Origin of the sequence: Microcystis sp. Msp_OC_L_20101000_S702 (assembly GCF_007095705.1) — a bacterium.
Taxonomy (GTDB): Bacteria; Cyanobacteriota; Cyanobacteriia; order Cyanobacteriales; family Microcystaceae; genus Microcystis; species Microcystis ichthyoblabe_A.
The window spans coordinates 1-17,823 of the sequence record NZ_SFBO01000123.1; the positions used below are offsets into that span (position 1 = coordinate 1).

Genomic DNA, 17,823 nt, shown 5'->3' on the forward strand with positions numbered 1-17,823 from the left:
AAAGAGCCGTAAACTTGATTAACAATCGTCCTCGAAAATGTCTTGACTATCGTACCCCGAATGAGGTATTCTATAAAGGTAGATCAGACAGTGATGCAATTCAGACTTGAATTGGCCCTCTTTAATGCTATCTTTAATTTCTTTCAGGACAGATTCGAGAGAATAGGTAACGGTTTCGCCAGTTTGTGTCATAATTAACAACCTCTTACAAATAACTACTTTCTTGACATAAAAAATTAAGGTTTATTACCAAGAAAAAAGCCGCGCAATCCTAAAGTTACCACGGCACTTAAAAAAGCTACGACCATGGGGATAATCAGGGATTTAAACCCTTTTAAGTCCGCAATATCTTTAACTAGGATTGCATAACTATCTTCAACTTTTTCCAGTCGTTTATCTATTCTTTCGACTTTCTGGTCAAGAGTTTTAATATCTCCCTTGGTTTCTGTGACTTCCACCTTTAAATCATTAACGTCTTTTTGAAGACTGTCAAATTTTTGATCCATATCTCTTTGGAGACTGTCAAATTTTTGATCCATATCTCTTTGGAGACTGTCAAATTTTTGATCCATATCTCTTTGGAGACTGTCAATTTTCTGATTAACATCTCTTTGGAGATTGTCAATTTTCTGATCCATATCTCTTTGGAGACTGTCAAATTTTTGATTAACATCTCTTTGGAGATTGTCGATTTTACTCTCGATCCTTGTTAGGACAGATTCGAGAGAATAGGTAACGGTTTCGCTAGTTTGTGTCATAATTAACAACCTCTGGTCGATAAGGCCAAATATAATTAGGTTATACTGAAAAAGTTTGGCGTTGGTGTGGGGTTTTACCCATTTTCAGGGGAAAAGTCCCTGAATTTTCCCTCTGATCACTCCAATGGCCGGCACTGTTTGATTTGAAAAAAGCCTAAAGATATTATCCAACAAAGTTTTTAGATTTATTCAGCCAGCCCTAAGTATTCCCCTATTGCCTATTGCTAGGGACTAAGGACGATTACGCTACCGAAAAAATTCCATTGTGGCCAGAGATCGATCATGGTAATTTAAGAAAGCGATCGGGGAACTCTAACAGGGAAGATCCCGACCCTAACCAGGGAGTGACTGTTTAACCGTCTGTCCTATGTACAAGTCTATTACTGTTTTAACGCTGCTGACGGGAATTATCGCCGTTGACGTGGTTTTTGCTCAATCCACTGTTAATCTTCCCATCACAGTTCAACAGGGAGAATCCTACGAAGCATTATTGACTAGAGCATCGCAATTAGCCGAGAAAACTATCATCAGTCGTTTTAATCAACAACAGGGTATTAATAAAATTGATTTATTAATAACCGCCGAAAAATCAGGTGCGATCGCACCTCTCCTCTCGGTGAAGGTATCCCGTCAAGATTGGTTTGGTCATCCCAATATTCAACGCTGGAGAAATGTTTTTCCCTTTGGCAAAGATCTCCTCGGTTTTAGCTCTCCCGCACCCGTCGTCACTCCGAAAAGTCCCCCCGCTGCCGTTAATCCCAGTCCATCTCCAGCAGCATCTCCCGGCGCTACCACTCCTCCTCCTCCCCCTACTTTACTCTTCGAGGATGAGCCGAATAATGCTCCCCCAATCCCCATTCCTAACCAAAGATTAACCACTCCAGCTAATCGTTAATTGATAGGAAAAGGACGGGCTTTCGGAAGATATATTGACTTTTAAGTAGCAAAACGGGGCTGAAACCAGTCTAGGGGAAAAATATCATCTTCTTGGGCGGTTTCTGTCCAACCAGTGACACTCTCAAAACAAGTCCCCGTCAAGTTAGCACCCCTCAAGTCCGCTCCCTGTAGATTTACCTGTTGTAAACGCGCTCCCGCTAGATTAGCACCCGCTAAATTGGCCCCGCGTAAATCACTACCCGTCAGACGTGCCTCACTAAAATTAGCCCTTTCTAAATTGGCCCCTTGAAAGTCCACCTCTTTCAGAAAAGAGCCCCTAAAATTGGCTTCCCTTGCGGAAATCTGACGACATTTAGCCCCACTTAACCGCGCTTCCTGCAAATTGGCCCAATTGAGATTGACTTTATCTAGGGTTGCCTCCAAGAGATTAACTAAGTATAAATTCGCCCCGCATAAATTCGCCCCGCATAAATTCGCTCCCCGGAGATTAGCATGGGAAAGATCCGCCCCACTTAAGCGCGAGTTACGCAGGTTTGCCTGTACCATAAAAGCCCCGGTGAGATTGGCTTTGGTTAAGTCCGCTTCCACTAATTGCGCTTGACTTAATTTGGCATAGGTTAAATTCGCCCAATTCAAACTCGCTCCCCGCAGATTTGATTTAGTCAAAAAAGAGCGACTCAAATTAGTTCCGCGCAAATTGGCTGCAGCAAAATTGACAGCGATTAGAGTCACTTGTTGTAGATCTAGACTCATCAAGTCAATGGCTAAAAAATCCCGCTCTCCTTGTTCGTAGAGTCTTAGTAACTGATTAACTTTCATCTCCCTTCTTCTACTTATAAGATGGTGGTTAAGAAGTAATCAACAAAAGCACCTAAAAACTTTGTCCGATAACTCACTCTGCTTTTAGATGAGCAATTTACGATGCCCTCCTTTGAGTTTATGTAAAGTTTTTTTTCGATTTTTTAAGAGAAGATAACGCGAACAGCAAGTTAATTTTCATCATAGTTAAGTAGCTTGGCTAAAACAGTTGGACTGGTTTTTCCAATTCTACCCCAGTGCATCGGGTAATTAGTATCTAACACTACTCTTGTTAAAAAACTTATCTATTGTTTAAACTCGATTATATTTAACCCAGCCAATTCTCCCTATTTTCTCGGATCAGGGCGGTGGAGCCGAGAGGACTTTTAGGGTATTTTTACCCAAATCATATTAAATCCGGTTATTAAAGACTGATTATTCATTGCCCCTTTTGCCTATTGCAAGAGTGCTTTTTGCCTGTCCTGATATGTAGCCTATACTCAACGGATTTAGTATCAATAGAGACGTTGCTAGGCAACGTCTCTACAAAAGTGGTATTTAATCAAGCTACTCAGGAACAGACAGAGGGGAAACCTTTTGGGCTTGAGCGAGATAGTACCATCCCGACGGGACAAATACCAGTGCGCTTAGGGTGGTTCCGATTACCCCGATGGAAATACAGATAGCGAGGGGTTCCCAAAAAGCGCCGCCGTAGAGGAATAATGGCACAAATCCCGTCACGGTGGTTAAGGTAGTGGTGAGAATGTGACGGGTGGAAGCAATGACCACTTCCCGGATTGCCTTTCGTTGGCGTTGAAGATGGGGAGGTAAAGCTTGTAAAGCCGCCACCACGACAATAGAATCATTAACGGAAACCCCAACTAAGCCGATAGTGCCTAAAATGGACATGAATCCCAAGGGATATTCAAATAACCAGAGGGAAAATAAGGCTAGTCCAATTGAACTAATACCGACGACAGTAACTAGGGCAGCAAGACGGAAGGAGTTAAAAGAAAGAACAAGGGTTGATAGCATTAGAATCGCCAAGACTCCCACACTAGCAATTAGATTAGCCACAGCCGTATCTCTTTCTTCTTCCTCTCCGCCAAATTCGAGCCGATACCCTGCCGGAAGGGAAAATTTGCCCGATTCTAAGTTTTGGCGAAATTCGTCTAAAACCGTTGCAGCGATCGCATCAGCTTGAACATAGGCCTTCACCGTATTAATTCGCTTGCCATTTCGTCGAGGAATCGTGGCTAATTCGGGGAGAAAATCAAATTCTGCCACGGAGGAAAGGGAAATATTCGCCCGTTCAGCAGTGGCGGAATTACCGAGAATATTTAAAGAGGCAATTTGTGGCAGTTGCTCGCGATCGCGATTAGCGACTCGGACTCGTACGGGTAATTCTTCCGTTGCTTCTAAAATCGAGCCACCCACAGAACCTTCTAAAAGGTTATCCAATTGACTTGCGATCGCCGCATTATCCAAACCAATCAGTCGAGCTTTTTCTTCATTAATTTTTAAGGCTAATTTAGCTTGAATTTCACTTAAATCAGCAACAGAATAGGTTATTTCGGGTATTTTTGCCAGTTCTTCCCGTAGGGACTCGCCAATTTTCCTTAACATCTCCAATTCTGAGCCATAAACCCTAATTTCGATCGGGGCGCCCACCGGTGGACCCTGTTCTAGGGGGCTGACTAATACCCTTGCCATCGGTAGAGCTTGACTTAATTGTTTTTGTAAGGTTTCGATCAATTGGGGTTCATCAGAAACTTGCCGAAGTTGAATCAATGCTTGGGCAAAATTAGGAGAGTCTTTGACGCCATCGGAGAGATTATAGTAGAAGGGGGGAGCATTACGCCCTAAAAACCAGTGAACTTCCCCAATTTCTCGATGATCTAGCAGTATTTTTTCAGCTTGAGCCACTTTTACCTGAGTTACTTCTAGGGTTGTGGTGGGGGCCAGTTCGATTTCTAGGGTTAACTGATCTCGTTCTGCCGGGGGAAAGAATTCTTCTGGGAGAGTGCCAGCGACAACAAAGCCAGTAATTGGGATAATCAAGCCAATAACCAGACCTAATACGGGAAAATAGAGATTTAACTTCAAAATTTGGCGATACAAACCCGTTAGGAGCGGTAAATTAATTCCCGTATCCCACCAATGGGTTTTTGTCTGGTGCGAGCGATGAGTCAGTTGATATAAACGTAAACTGAGGACAGGAATAATCGTTAGGGACAAAATTAGAGAACTAACCAAGGCTAAGATCACTGTTTGGGCGATAGTACGCACGAATTCGCCAGTGCCTCCTTGCAAAAGAGCGATCGGCATAAAAGACAAAATCGTGGTTAGGGTAGAAGCTAAGAGGGGAATCCCTAACTGTTTAACGGTTTCAGCAACAATATGTTCGTGAGCTATTCCGGTCCGTAGTCCTTTTTGCAGTTCATCGACAATCACAATAGCGTTATCGATCAAAAGTCCCAAAGCAATAACAATTCCTGTCACCGACATTTGATGTAGGGGGATTTGCCAGAGATTCATACCGGCAAAGACCATCAGGATCGATAAAGGCAAGGATAAACTCACCACCAAGGCGGACTGCCATCCCATCATCACAAAAGCTGTCCCCATGACACAGAGTAACCCTAGGATCATGTTGCTGAATAATCCATCGAGTCGGTTAGCCACATAACGATTTTGGGCAAAAATTATCTTGAGGCTCACACCTTGGGGGAGAGAGGGTCGAAACAGGTCTAACTTGGCCTGGGCCGCCGCTGTCCATTCGTCTATGCGTTGGCCCGATTCCATCATAGCGGCCACCACAATAGCGGGTTTACCGTTAATAATGGTTAGTTCTGGTGGTGGTTCTTGAATTCCCTTGGTAACTAGAGCGATATCTCCTAAACGGGTAAATTGTCCCTCATTACTGTAACGAATCGGAATGGCTCGAATCCGAGAGAGTGATTCTAAACTGGTATCGACTTCCAATAATAAATTATTGCGATTACTGCGAAGTTGTCCGGCGGCAACCTTGGCATCACTGGTTTGAATTTGTTGGGCAACTTCGACGGCGGTTAGGCCCAGGGAGGATAATTTCACCGGATCGATTTCGACTAAAATTTCCTCGGCCGGAACCCCGACTAACTCGACCCTTTCGGTTCCCCAAAGGGCTTCTAATTCATCGAACAGTTCTTGGCCAAGTCGGCGTAAAATAGCGTAATTAGGAGCGGTATCTAGATCCCAAAGGATGGCAGTCAATAAACTAAAGGCTTTACTATATCCTTCTTCGTATAAGGGTCTTTGGGCTTCTGGGGGTAGTTCCGGGATGACATCGGTAATCCGATCGCGAATGCGTGACCAGACGGGATCCACATCAGTCACTTCATCTTTAAGTTCAATATTGACCGTGGAACGCCCTAATTCTGAGGAGGACTCAATCAGGCTAATTTCTTTGATGCTAGAGAGAGATTGTTCAATTTTTTCGGTCACTAGGGATTCGACCCGATAAGGACTGGCACCGGGTAAATTGGTGGTAATGGTGGCACCTCGATTAATTGTTTCGGGATCTTCCATGCGCGGCAAAATTTGAAAGGAAGACAATCCCCAGACAATAATCAGAATTAAGGTAAGAATTAGTAATCTAGGTTTACGTTCAAATAAGTTATTCATCGGAGATTATTAGGGATAATAAAGCTGATTAATGACCGCTGACTACCAAATTTCCACCATTTGCCCGGGTACAATGCGGTGAACCCCTTCGACGATCACTCGATCACCGGAGGTGAGAGTCCCGCGCACCAACAAGCGATCGCCTTGAATCGCTAGAACTTCTAAATCTTGGCGTTTGACGGTAAACTGTCGAGGATTATCGGGATTAGCTTCTCCTAGAACATAGGAAGACCATAATCCTCTCGTGCCTTGTACTAAAGCTTCTGTGGGCAACCAATAGCCCGATTGTGGAACTGATTGAGATAATTCTAGGCTGACCACTTGCCCCGGAATCAGGCCCTGAGTCTGATTTAAACTTAAAATAACCGTGGCGGTACGGGTAGTCGGATCGATTTGGGGCAAGGTTGAAGTGACTTGTCCTGTTAATATTTTGTTACCAATTTTTAAACGATGTTTACTCCCAATTGGTAAGTTTTCGGACTGGTCAATGGGAACCCCTATACGCGCTTCCAGTTTATTACTTTCCACTAAACGAACGATCGGATTACTTGCAGAAACAACAGTGCCAATATTGACGTGAAGGAGGGCAATAGTGCCATCGTAGGGTGCTTGAAGTTGGCTTTTCTCAATCTCTAATTTAATATTCTTCAGTTGGGCATCAAATTGGTCAATAACGGCTTTTTGCAGAGAAATCAATTCGGGACGAGTACCAGCTTTGAGTTCATCTAATTGACTTTGGGCTTCATCAATTCTCGCTTGTTGTGCATTAACATCTGTTTGCACTTCTTCGAGTTGTTCTCTAGTAATTGCCCCTTCTTGATACAATCCTAGCCGCCTTTGGTATTTAGATTGGGCTAAAGCTAATTGTTCCCTGAGATCTCGGACTTTTGCTTGGGCTGCGGCGATACTTTCTTTCCTGGAACCAGCTTGTAATTCTTGCAGTTTAGCCGTAGCTTGCGATCGCTGGGCGATGAGTTCTTGTTTTTGTGCTTCTAAATTGCGTGTATCTAGAGTAGCAATTAAAGTACCTCGGCGTACCTCTTGACCCTCTTGAACCAATAAACTAATTAATTGTCCCGAACGCTCAAATCCTAGTTCACTTGTCCGTTTAGCCACAATATTACCCGTATAACGGCGCGGTTCTTGGTGATGGGTGACAGGACTTAAAGTTAAGGTTCGCACAGGTAAGGCTGCCGTCTTGCTCTTATCGATTGCTAACGAAGCGGTTTCTTTTGAGGTGGTGGATTCAGAGGTGTCTTCTAAGAGGACATTACGCAGGGTAGGATAGGCAAAAACCGAGGTGGCCGCTAGGATCCCAGTAATAATTAATCGCCAAGGCAATCGCAGTTTTTTGATAGCAGTTTCTTGCTGTTTGGTGATGGGATTGGGGGAAGTCATAATCCAGTTCCAAATTAGTAGGGTTTTGTCAAGAGTAATAACAGATTAGCGAGGAAAGAACTATTTTTTTATGGCATAAGACCGTAGGGAAAAAGCCGCTGCTAGGGATAATATACCAGCGGACAAAAAGGCAATTTGTACCCCCCAGGGGTTATCAGGAGTTTTCCCGAAAGAAAGGATTAATCCTGTTAGAAAAGACCCCGCACCTTGGCTAAATTGAATTAGTAGCCCCCTGGTACCAAAAAATATTGCTTCTCGTCCCATTCCCTGTTGCTCCGCATCTTGATCGATAATGTCCGATAACATGGCATTCGGCAGACTAAAAAAGCTGGCTAGGGCTAAATTAGCGATGATCGAAAGGATTAACCAGGGAATCAAAGAATCTTGCCACCAAAAACGACCACAGGCCATGGCAATCATACCCAGACCAACCCAGATTAAAGAACCTTGAAAAACCAGTTTTTTGCCATATTTTCGCGCTAAGGGTAAAACCAGGGTAAATCCAGCCAAGGCACTACCGACGATAATAGTATTAATCACGGCGGCAAAACTTACCTCTCGTTTGAGGAGAGCAATTACTAAAAAAGTCGGAATCACCGAGATAATACTAATCACCATCCACGCCAAAATCATGGTGATCATATAGATACAAAAAGTCCGATTGGTAAAAGCCGCCGTTAAGGTGGTTTTAAAGTTAGGATATTTCCCCTTAGAAGGACTATATTCTTCTTTTTCTAGCAAGGGCATAGCTAGAGTAATTAGCCCAATAAGACTAATAGCAATACCCATTCCCTGAAAGCCATAGCTATCAGTTAACCAAGGGGCAATAATCCCACCAATGGTGGCACCAACTAAACCAAAAATTCCGATTTGAGTTGATAATTTAACCCTTCCTTCTGGGCTTTTAGCGAGAGTGGGCAACCAGGCTAAATAGGGAACATGATAGGATGCCATACCCACATAAAACACCCAAAGCATGGTGACTAAATAAATGAAGTAAGTGGTTTGATTTAAGTTATTAGGGGGATTAAACAACAGGATAAAACCACCAATTAAAGGGACTAAACTGGCCAGTATAAATGGTCTTCTTTTGCCCCAAGGACTCCAAAAGCGATCGGAAAAATAACCGACTACTGGCTGCACAAAAGCCCCAGCAATACGGCTAACCATTATCGCTATCCCCACTAAAGCAGAGGGCAATAAAATGGATAAGTTATAGTCATTGGGAATGCCGGGGTCGTAGCGATAGATTAGCATGGTTAGAAGGGCATTATTAACGATAAAGTTACCAAACCAACCAGTGATATAAGGGAGATAATCTATTCGGAGATGTTGCCATTTGCTAGAAGTGCTAGAAGTCATTATAATTGGGGGAGAGATGGGCAGTTAGCAGTAGATTGTTAGGCTTATTTAAAGAAATTCGTAGCGACCGGGTGAGAGAATGCGATGGGGATCCAAGCTGTCTTTAATTTTCTGGATTAAGCAACTATAATCGTCTTGGGCTGCGGGTAAACTATTCATAGAGTGGGTACTAAGACGGTAGGGATAATAACCTTGATTGATCAATTCTGCCAACATTTCATCGTGACAATTTAAGGCTTTTTGGTCTTCGCCTTCTAGCAATCGATCATAAAAAATGGCAGCATTGATGTTGATATTGCGCTCGGTAACACAGTTAATGCCGATATTGGGTTCATAACCATATTTTTGAGCGATGCTGCTGATAATATTGAGAGCATTTCTGAGATGATTTCCCAGAAAAGGAACAGCGGGAACACACCAAATCATGCCACAGGCATCCAGGTCTAAATTCAACCTATCGGTGGGGGGCGTTTTTTTGCGCCAATAGGCCATCTTCAGCACTTTTTCGGTAATCATTCCTCGTTGGGGATTTTTGTGATAAATTAAATCCACCTTGTCCTTAATTTCCACACCAGTAAATACTTTAAAAATGGGACTCATTTTGCTGGCCATTTTGAACTTATTTTCATCAAAAAACATAAGTTTATTGACAATTCCTTTCAAGGCTTTTTCAATTAGGTTTCTTTCGACTTTTCCCTGTTCTGGTGAAGCCGAATATAAAGCTCCTTCTCCTATCCAAACACCGCCACCCCATTGATGACTTAATTGTTCTAATAAATCGGGGGGTAAAGGAGTTTTTTCTTGGCATTCCTGCCAGGGATATTGTTGTTGAATAGACAACATTCGGTAGTTATTATTAATGTGGAAGGTGGTTTTAATTACCCCTGCCATTTTCAGTTGACGTAGTTTGTCGATCAATAACTCTAATTTATTTTCCTGATCGATGCTATAGAAAAAAGCCTGAAAATATTCAGGATAGGGGGTTAACCAAAAAGTCATTTTGGTGACGATTCCCAGGTTAGATTGGGTAAAAATTCCATCAAAATAAGGACCGACTCCCCAACGATTGACCGCCCCTATTTGGGAGTTTTCAAAGCGATTAAATCCCGTATGAACACATTCACCGGTGGGCAAAACTACTTCCATTCCACAGACATGATTAAAGCGATCTCCCAAAGGTCCTTTGGCTTCACCTCGTTCGAGAATATTGCCAATAATACTAGAATCAGGAGTCGAACCGGTGACACTCATTAATAATTTATTGCCATTTTTCTGCAAAAAATCGTAGAGTTGTCGCTGAGTAACACCCGCTTCAATAGTTACATAAGCTAGGGTTTCATTATAATCCAAAATCTGATTTAATCGACTCAAATCCATTAAAACCGAACCGGTGCGGCTAGGAACTCGCGAACCATAACCCCAATTTTTACCCGTACTAATAGGATAGACAGGGGTTTGATAGCGATTAGCAATTTTTAGAGATTCTTGGACTTCTTGACGATTACCTGGGCGAATAATTGCCGGGATTTTAGCATGGGTTTCGTAGGTAGCGGTCTCGGCTTCTAGGCGTTTTTTGTTATCGGTGCTGACATATTCGGAGCCTAATAAATTTTCCCATTCTTGTAGAGCGTTAGTTAAATTGTCGCTAATAATATTTTCGGAAACAATTAGAGAGTCCATAGTATTTTTTTTCTCCTTGAAATTCAGGTATGAGGGGTAATTAAAGGGCCCTAGGGAACCGGCCCTGCTATCCGTGGCAATTAACTTTTAAGCGGTTGCTGTTTGCGAGAGAAAATTGCGCTAAAACTAGGAATAAAACGGGGAGTATTGGCAAAAACTGCTTGATAATTGGTGTCTTGACTCAAAGCTTCTTCTTCAGATGGAATGCGTTGGATTAATAACCAAGCATTCAGGAGACTAAAGACTATAGATGTCAGATAAGCGGTATGAAACAAGGGAACCACCGCTAATTCCGTGATCATGGCCCACCAGTTAGGATGACGGATATATTGATAAATGCCATTGTCGATCACGGGTGTCTGAGGAACCGTGACCACCTGATGAATCCAGCGATCGCCCAAGGCTTCAATGGAGGCATAGCGGAGCTTTTGAGCTAAAAAAGTAGTAATTAGCGAAAATAAAGCCAATGCTGGAATAAAAGGTCGATCGAGCAGATAAACTTCCCCGATCATGCAAAGCATCCAGCTAGATTGGAAAATCTTGACGAATCCCACATAATTAGAACTATGCAGTTTGCCACCTTCCGCTAAGACTTTGGCCATATTCTGTTTACTCAGACGAGTAACGCGCACTCGTTGGACAATAATGTAACTAATCAGGGCAATGAAAACTATTTGGCTTAACATCCTTAAATATCCTTAGAATTGAACTAAAATGGCTTCTTGAGCAAATCCAGGCCCCATGGAAATTATTAATCCGTAGGAACCCGTGGGAGGATGGGGACGGGAGAGGGTTTCATCGAGAATGCAGAGGATAGTAGCAGAGGCAATATTGCCAATTTCTGCCAAAATATCCCAACTAACCTGTAAAACATCCGGTTCTAACTGAAATTCTTCAACTATTGCATCGAGAATCTTTGGACCCCCCGGATGCACCATCCAACAGACAATTTCCTCGAGGGAAACTCCTGTTTTTTCCAGTAAAGATGTCACCGCTTTTCTCACCCCACCCTTGACGTAATCAGAGACTTCTGGGCGAAGAATTTGGCGAAAACCGTAGTCTGTTAAAGGTAATGCCATTAAATGCTCTGTGTGGGGCATTAACAGCGATTGAGTGCCGATAATCTTCAGTTTTGCTTTACCTTGCTTGACTAAGGGATGTTCATCTCCCGCTAAGAGAACCGTGCCGACTCCATCGCCAAATAAAGCCGCTACCACAAGGGTCATAATGATATTGCTATATTGAGACGGATCTTCGGGTAATTGTCCCAATAATTCCGTTAAATCGCTATGAATTGACCCTTGCCAAAGGCCAGAGGAGGGATCGGTGGTAAACAAAATCGCTGTTTCGGTGGGATGTCCTTGCAGATAATCGTTTACTCTGGCTAATCCTTGGGCGCCTCCCAAACAGCCGACACCCGATAACGCTTGCCGCTTGATATCGAGGGAAAAATCTAGACGATTGAGGAGTAAACTTTCTAGGGAAGGAACGGAAGGAAGAACAGTAACGGAAGTAACTAGGGAGATTTCTTTGGGAGAAAGAGCGGCTTTTTTGAGCAAATTAGTTACTGTCGATGTTACTAAATCCATAGTTAGATCGACCATTTGACGAAAGGGTTGGGCGATTCCGGGAGGATTATCGGCATCGAATTCATCTAGGGGAATAGTGAAGTATCGCCCTTGAATTTTGACATTACTGAAAAAACGATGAATTTGTTCTAAATCAAAAAAGGTTTGTTCCTGGAAGTCGAGTTGATTTTCTCGGCAATAATCTTGAAGAAGATTAGCACAATGATTTCTGATATTGACTTCTAGAACTTCTTGGGGATAGTAATGTTCTGGAAAACCAGTAGCTGTCTCAATAATGTAGGGCATTGGAGTTAAGATAGAGGGATTTCAGGGGGTTAATTATGGTGGGAGATTTAAGCCAGTAATCGGCGAGCTAATCCTTGGGCTTGCCGTATATAACCCAATTTGTCAATCACTAAGGAGTGAGTACCGCTATGGTGTTTATTGTCGGCGCTTAAATTGGAGCTAATTTGACGTTTTAGCTTTTCAAATTTATAGACAAACCGGGATTTTTTATCCTGAGCTTGTAGATAAGCGGCCACTAAATTACTTTGTTCTTCAAATACTCGCCAGTGGGTGCCAGTGGGATGAACCATTCCGATGACAAACAGGTTATTTTCCTCTGGGTGAAAAACATTCATATAGAGGTTAGGCTGGGTGGTTCCTTCTTGCCAATTTAAATCAGATTTGTCAATAAAAGAAAATTCAATTTTGTAACCAGTGGCGTAGATAATCAGATCAATTTCTTCTGTACTGCCATCGGCAAAAATAACTTTCTTTCCGTCTAATTGTTGAATATTAGGCTTATGGGTGACATCTCCATGCACATAATAACGATAGATTTGTTGGTCACTATTGGGAATAATTAGACCGTTACTTTTACAGTCTGTAGGAATATTGAGTTTTTTGAGATTAACTCCTTGTAAGAATAGAGCTATTGGTGATAATAAAGCCATCATTTTCATGTGTTCTTGGGCTGGAATTAGATTCATGATTGGCGTGTTAATCATCACCCATTCTGGGGGCAAACCGAACAAAAATTTCGGCATACAGAGAAAGCCACGACGGGTACTATGGAAAGTTTTACTGCCATTAATAGCCGCTTCGACGACTAAATCCATGGCTGATTGTCCCGCTCCAACTACTAGGACTTTTTTAGCATTTAGTTGAGCGGGATTATCATAATCTTTTGAATGGATAATTTCCCCGTCAAAATGCCCAGAAAATTGAGGAATATTCGGTTTACTATGATAACCACTAGCGATTAAAACCCCTCGGTATCGTCTGGTTTCTTGGTTGCTAAGGGTGACATCCCAAAAGTTACCCACCTTTTTTGCTTTCTCCACGCTGAGATTAAATTCCATGAAATCATAGAGATTAAAATGAGCGGCATAATTGCGAAGATATTCATAGACTAACCGATGATTGGGATAATCTGGGTAATCTTTTGGCATGGGAAAATCGGAAAAAGGTTGTGTGGTTTTATGACCAATCAGATGTGTATTTTTATACATTGGACTATCGGGACGATCATAAATCCAAATACCCCCAACATCCTGGGCAGATTCGATAACATTAAAGGGAATTTTGGCTTTGCTTAAGGCTCTAGCCGCCGCTAATCCTGCGGCACCAGCCCCAATAATACAGTATTGCTCTTTGTAATCTAAAGTCATGATTTTTCTCCCTTGAATAGTTGGTTGATTAGGCAGTCATTTGTTCAGGAAACTCTCGTAAACTTTGGCCAATTATTTTCATAATTTTCTCCGTATGTTGATTGATAAAGAAATGTCCTCCCGGTAAGGTATGCAGGACAAAATCTTGATTGGTTTGCAGTTGCCATTGTTGTAATTGATCGGCAGAAACCTTGGCATCGTTGTGGCCTCCAAAAACGGTAATAGGACAATTTAAGGGTTGACCTTGTTGATAAGAATAGGTCTCTAGGAGTTTGAAATCTGCTCGTAAAATTGGCAAAAAAGCCGCCATTAAATCGGGATGTTTGAGGAGAGTTTCTGGGGTTCCTTGAAAATGACCTAAAGCTGCTAAAAATTGCTCATCTCCCAGACGATGAATGGGTAAATCGGGATTGACAATTTGAGGCGCTCGAAATCCAGACATAAATAAATGTTGGGGTAGATTTTGCCGAGTTTTAGCTAATTCTCTGGTTAATTCAAAACTGATTAAAGAACCCATGCTATGACCAAAAAAAGCATAAGGTTGGTCTAAATAGGGAGTCAGAATCGGAATGAGACGATTAATCAGGGATTTTAGCGATGTAATCGCAGTTTCCTGAAGACGCGTTTCGCGTCCGGGTAGTTGAATCGCCCACAATTCCACTTGCTTGGGGCAGTAATTCAGCCAATTTTGGAATAGGGAGGCACCCCCACCGGCGTAGGGAAAACAAAATAGACGAATGCTGGCGTTAGGATTAGCTTGTTTGCGAATTAGCCAAAGTTTCGGATCATTAGAGATATTTTCGGCTTTAGTCGTCTTGATTGGTTTTTTCTGTTTTGAGGGGAGAGGAGTTTTGTGGCTAGTTGCAGGTTGGGAGTTTTGGGTGATTAAGTTGAATATTTGCGGTAAAAACTGCTCAATACTCAATCCCGCTAGGTATTCCACGGGAACAATAATTTTTAAATCCTCCTCTAGTTGACGTCGTAATTGACTGGACATGAGAGAATCTAAGCCTAAACTAGAGAGCGGTTGCTTGGTATGTAGCTTGGCCACGGATAAACCGGTAATCTGTTCTAAAACACCGATAATGTAGGTTTCTAGTTGTTTAAGCTGTTTCTCTGCGGGTGTGGCCAAAAGAGAGTCAAGGGTAATTAGATGACCAGAAGATGATGCGGTGGTGGTTTTGACAACTTCTGGCGGTTGCGGCGGTGTTTCTAGGAGATATTTCGACAATTTAGGCAATAATTGCGCTTCTTCTGGGGTCAAGTCGCCTGTTTTTAGCCAATAACTACTTCTTTCAAAGGTGTAGGTCGGTAAGATACAGGGTTTACTGTCTTGATTGGCCGTTATCTCTTGCCAATTCAGGGCGAATCCCCGCAGATAAAGCTGACTGACACTCTCGAGGATTTGTTGTCGGTCAGAGGTTTGACGACGCAAACTGGGCAACCAAAGACAAGGATAATTTTTATCCAGTAGGCTGCCCATGGCCGATAAAACGGGATGAGAGCCGCATTCGACAAATAGCTCATAACCGTTGTCCAGTAAGGTTTTTATCCCATCGGCAAAGCGAACAGAAGACCGGAGATGACGACACCAATAATCGGGAGTAGTGACCTCAAAATTGACTAACTTGCCATTAAGGTTAGAAATTAAGGCTCGTTGGGGGGGATGATAGGTGATAGTTTCAGCAATTTGTCGGAACTCGTCTAAAATCTCCTCCATCAGAGGGGAATGAAAAGCTTGAGAGACATTTAACCGGGTAATTTTCAGATTTTTGACCTGAAGCTGTTTTACCAGGGTTTCTATGGTCTCTGCAGCACCGGACAGGACAATATTATCCTGACCATTAATAGCGGCAATAGCGACCTGAGATTGATAGGGGGCAATTAAGGGACTAATTTCAGCTTCACTAGCCGAGATAACGACCATTGAACCACTTTTTCCCACAGAATCCATCAATTTAGCCCGATAGAAGACTAATTTTAAGGCATCTTCTAAACTAAAGACTCCAGCAACACAGGCGGCCACATATTCCCCTAAACTATGACCCATAACCCCATGGGGGCTAATTCCCCAGGATTCCCAGAGTTTAAAAAGGGCGTATTCGAGAGCAAATAGGGCAGGTTGGCTGTAAAAAGTTTGATTGAGATGATTTTCTTGGTCAATAATCTCCGTTAGGCAATAGTCCCCATATTGACGGAGAATCTCAGCACAGCGATCGAGTGTTTGACGAAATAGAGGATAGGATTGGTATAGTTCCCTTCCCATACCGGGGTATTGAGAACCCTGTCCTGGAAAGAGAAAGGCAATTTTTGCCCGATTTTTGCCATTAAATTCACTTTTTTGGCGAAAAGAACTGGGTTCACCTTGAACGAAAGCGGTTAATTTTTCTTGAAGTTGGCAGTGACTAGAGACAATACAGGTGAAACGATGGGGTAATTGGGAGCGACTGCGATTGCTAGTGGCACAAATGGAGCTTAAAGCAATATTTTTCGCATTTTCTAGGTAATTTGCGTATTTTTGGGCTAGTTTGATTAAAGCCGATTCGCTCTTGGCTGAGAGGGTGAACAGATAGGGCGATGAATCAGGTGCCGCAGTCGTTTGAGGTTCGTAAGGGTATTCTTCGAGAATAATATGGGCATTAGTGCCATTTAAGCCAAAAGAACTAACTCCAGCTAAACGAGCAGAATTTTCACTAACCCATTCACGGTTTTTAGTCGGAACTTTCAGCGGCTGATTTTCCCAGTCTAGATGGGGTGTCGGTTGCTGGAAGTGGAGATGGGGGGCAATTTGTCGATGTTGCAAGCATAAAATCACTTTCATCAGTCCGGCAATACCAGCGGCCGCTTCTAGATGGCCGATATTGGTTTTGACGGAACCAACCCAAACCGGTTGGGGATTTTTAGCAAAAACTGTCGATAATGCACCTAATTCAATGGGATCGCCCAAAGAAGTGCCAGTTCCATGGGCTTCAATATAGCTAATATCCTCTGGCTTGACCTGAGCATTTTTTAAAGCTTGACGAATCAATTGTTCTTGACTAAGTTGATTGGGAACTGTTAAACCGCTACTCGTACCACCATGGTTAACGGCCGAACCTTTAATTAGTCCTAAAATCAAGTTATTATCCCGAATAGCCGCAGATAAAGACTTTAAAACTATAATACCGCCGCCTTCTCCCCGCACATAGCCATTTGCTGTTCTATCAAAGGTTTTACAACGACCGTCAGGAGACAACATCTGGGCGCGGGATTCCATGATAGTAACGAAGGGAGTTAACATTAGGTTGACTCCCCCGGCTAGGGCAACTTCACACTCGTTATTGCGTAAACTTTGGCAAGCTAAATGAACAGCGACTAAAGAGGAGGCACAAGCAGTATCAACCGTTAAAGTTGGGCCATGAAATCCAAAAAGATAGGATAAACGTCCCGAAGCTACACTTTTAGCATTTCCCGTTCCCGTATAGGCATCAATCAGATCGGGATGATGGCTAAAATGGGAGTAATCTTGAGTCATCATGCCGATAAATACCCCCGTTTGACTTCCTCGCCGATTTAAGGGTGATATTCCCGCATTTTCCAGAGCTTCCCAGGCTAGTTCCAGCAGTAATCGCTGTTGCGGATCCATTTGTGCTACCTCCCGGGGAGAAAGACCAAAAAAATCAGCGTCAAATTGATCTATCGGTTGATTTAAGAAGCCACCGTGACGGGTATAGACTTTTCCCCTTGCATCGGGCTTAGGATCGTAATAATTGTCAATATTCCAGCGTTGCGGCGGAATTTCGCTGATGGCATCGGTTCCTGATTGCAATAATTCCCAAAAAGTTTCCGGTGAATTAGCTCCCTGGGGAAAGCGACAGGACATACCAATAATTGCAATTGGTTCATTCTTAGCTTTTTCTAGGGTATGTAGCTTAGTTTTTAAGACCTTAATTTGATTTAAGGCATCTTTTATTAAGCTCATTTGATCGGTTTTGGCAGGTATTTGTGTCATGGTAAACAGGTTATTTAGATAGGGTTTGAGGT

General features: G+C 42.8%; 11 protein-coding genes and 2 pseudogenes. 2 read left to right on the forward strand and 11 right to left on the reverse strand.

Annotation, left to right across the window (positions count from 1 at the left end):
• A pseudogene (locus tag EWV60_RS13305) lies at positions 1–110 on the forward strand (IS30 family transposase); the annotation flags it as partial.
• Between the two features lie 7 nt (positions 111–117).
• Here the strand turns inward: EWV60_RS13305 and EWV60_RS23405 are convergent.
• Together EWV60_RS23405 and EWV60_RS13310 are read right to left on the reverse strand one after the other, a co-directional pair.
• Positions 118–192: pseudogene (locus tag EWV60_RS23405) on the reverse strand (coiled-coil domain-containing protein); the annotation flags it as partial.
• Between the two features lie 44 nt (positions 193–236).
• On the reverse strand, positions 237–758 hold the full coding sequence (locus tag EWV60_RS13310; protein ID WP_287232723.1) for a hypothetical protein: 522 nt from the start codon (positions 756–758) through the stop codon (positions 237–239).
• A 367-nt stretch (positions 759–1,125) separates the two neighbouring features.
• Between EWV60_RS13310 and EWV60_RS13315 the strand changes: the two genes are divergently transcribed.
• Complete coding sequence (locus EWV60_RS13315; RefSeq protein WP_287232724.1) at positions 1,126–1,653, forward strand: hypothetical protein; 528 nt, start codon at positions 1,126–1,128, stop codon at positions 1,651–1,653.
• 41 nt (positions 1,654–1,694) lie between these two features.
• On the opposite strand, the gene EWV60_RS13320 is transcribed toward EWV60_RS13315, so the two are convergent.
• The 9 genes from EWV60_RS13320 to EWV60_RS13360 all read right to left on the reverse strand — a co-directional run bounded on the left by EWV60_RS13320 (position 1,695) and on the right by EWV60_RS13360 (position 17,791).
• Entirely contained in the window at positions 1,695–2,474 is a 780-nt protein-coding gene (locus tag EWV60_RS13320; RefSeq protein WP_002776869.1) for a pentapeptide repeat-containing protein, read from the reverse strand.
• Positions 2,475–3,020: 546 nt separating this feature from the next.
• On the reverse strand, positions 3,021–6,119 hold the full coding sequence (locus EWV60_RS13325) for an efflux RND transporter permease subunit (RefSeq protein ID WP_287232726.1): 3,099 nt from the start codon (positions 6,117–6,119) through the stop codon (positions 3,021–3,023).
• Positions 6,120–6,161: 42 nt separating this feature from the next.
• The gene (locus tag EWV60_RS13330) at positions 6,162–7,517 is read right to left on the reverse strand and encodes an efflux RND transporter periplasmic adaptor subunit (RefSeq protein ID WP_002776863.1); all 1,356 of its coding nucleotides are present in this window, start codon (positions 7,515–7,517) and stop codon (positions 6,162–6,164) included.
• 60 nt (positions 7,518–7,577) lie between these two features.
• Positions 7,578–8,879, reverse strand: coding sequence for an MFS transporter (locus tag EWV60_RS13335; RefSeq protein WP_287232729.1), 1,302 nt, complete (start codon positions 8,877–8,879; stop codon positions 7,578–7,580).
• Between the two features lie 48 nt (positions 8,880–8,927).
• Complete coding sequence (locus EWV60_RS13340) at positions 8,928–10,559, reverse strand: FAD-binding oxidoreductase (RefSeq protein WP_002776861.1); 1,632 nt, start codon at positions 10,557–10,559, stop codon at positions 8,928–8,930.
• 80 nt (positions 10,560–10,639) lie between these two features.
• The gene (locus EWV60_RS13345) at positions 10,640–11,245 is read right to left on the reverse strand and encodes an isoprenylcysteine carboxyl methyltransferase family protein (RefSeq protein ID WP_287232731.1); all 606 of its coding nucleotides are present in this window, start codon (positions 11,243–11,245) and stop codon (positions 10,640–10,642) included.
• Positions 11,246–11,257: 12 nt separating this feature from the next.
• Positions 11,258–12,433 (reverse strand): type III polyketide synthase, encoded by a 1,176-nt coding sequence (locus EWV60_RS13350; protein ID WP_193976950.1) that lies wholly within the window; start codon positions 12,431–12,433, stop codon positions 11,258–11,260.
• Between the two features lie 47 nt (positions 12,434–12,480).
• Positions 12,481–13,800 carry a flavin-containing monooxygenase gene (locus EWV60_RS13355; RefSeq protein ID WP_287232732.1) on the reverse strand — a complete coding sequence of 440 codons (1,320 nt, stop codon included), beginning with the start codon at positions 13,798–13,800 and terminating at the stop codon, positions 12,481–12,483.
• A gap of 28 nt (positions 13,801–13,828) precedes the next feature.
• Positions 13,829–17,791, reverse strand: a complete 3,963-nt coding sequence (locus EWV60_RS13360; RefSeq protein ID WP_287232734.1) for a beta-ketoacyl synthase N-terminal-like domain-containing protein — start codon at positions 17,789–17,791, stop codon at positions 13,829–13,831.
• Between the last annotated feature and the right edge of the window lie 32 nt (positions 17,792–17,823).

What these genes read in the sequence shown, in the direction of transcription:
- EWV60_RS13310 (WP_287232723.1), bottom strand. Translation starts at nt 758, where the DNA reads ATGACACAAACTAGCGAAACCGTTACCTATTCTCTCGAATCTGTCCTA.
- EWV60_RS13315 (WP_287232724.1), top strand. Translation starts at nt 1,126, where the DNA reads ATGTACAAGTCTATTACTGTTTTAACGCTGCTGACGGGAATTATCGCC.
- EWV60_RS13320 (WP_002776869.1), bottom strand. Translation starts at nt 2,474, where the DNA reads ATGAAAGTTAATCAGTTACTAAGACTCTACGAACAAGGAGAGCGGGAT.
- EWV60_RS13325 (WP_287232726.1), bottom strand. Translation starts at nt 6,119, where the DNA reads ATGAATAACTTATTTGAACGTAAACCTAGATTACTAATTCTTACCTTA.
- EWV60_RS13330 (WP_002776863.1), bottom strand. Translation starts at nt 7,517, where the DNA reads ATGACTTCCCCCAATCCCATCACCAAACAGCAAGAAACTGCTATCAAA.
- EWV60_RS13335 (WP_287232729.1), bottom strand. Translation starts at nt 8,879, where the DNA reads ATGACTTCTAGCACTTCTAGCAAATGGCAACATCTCCGAATAGATTAT.
- EWV60_RS13340 (WP_002776861.1), bottom strand. Translation starts at nt 10,559, where the DNA reads ATGGACTCTCTAATTGTTTCCGAAAATATTATTAGCGACAATTTAACT.
- EWV60_RS13345 (WP_287232731.1), bottom strand. Translation starts at nt 11,245, where the DNA reads ATGTTAAGCCAAATAGTTTTCATTGCCCTGATTAGTTACATTATTGTC.
- EWV60_RS13350 (WP_193976950.1), bottom strand. Translation starts at nt 12,433, where the DNA reads ATGCCCTACATTATTGAGACAGCTACTGGTTTTCCAGAACATTACTAT.
- EWV60_RS13355 (WP_287232732.1), bottom strand. Translation starts at nt 13,800, where the DNA reads ATGACTTTAGATTACAAAGAGCAATACTGTATTATTGGGGCTGGTGCC.
- EWV60_RS13360 (WP_287232734.1), bottom strand. Translation starts at nt 17,791, where the DNA reads ATGACACAAATACCTGCCAAAACCGATCAAATGAGCTTAATAAAAGAT.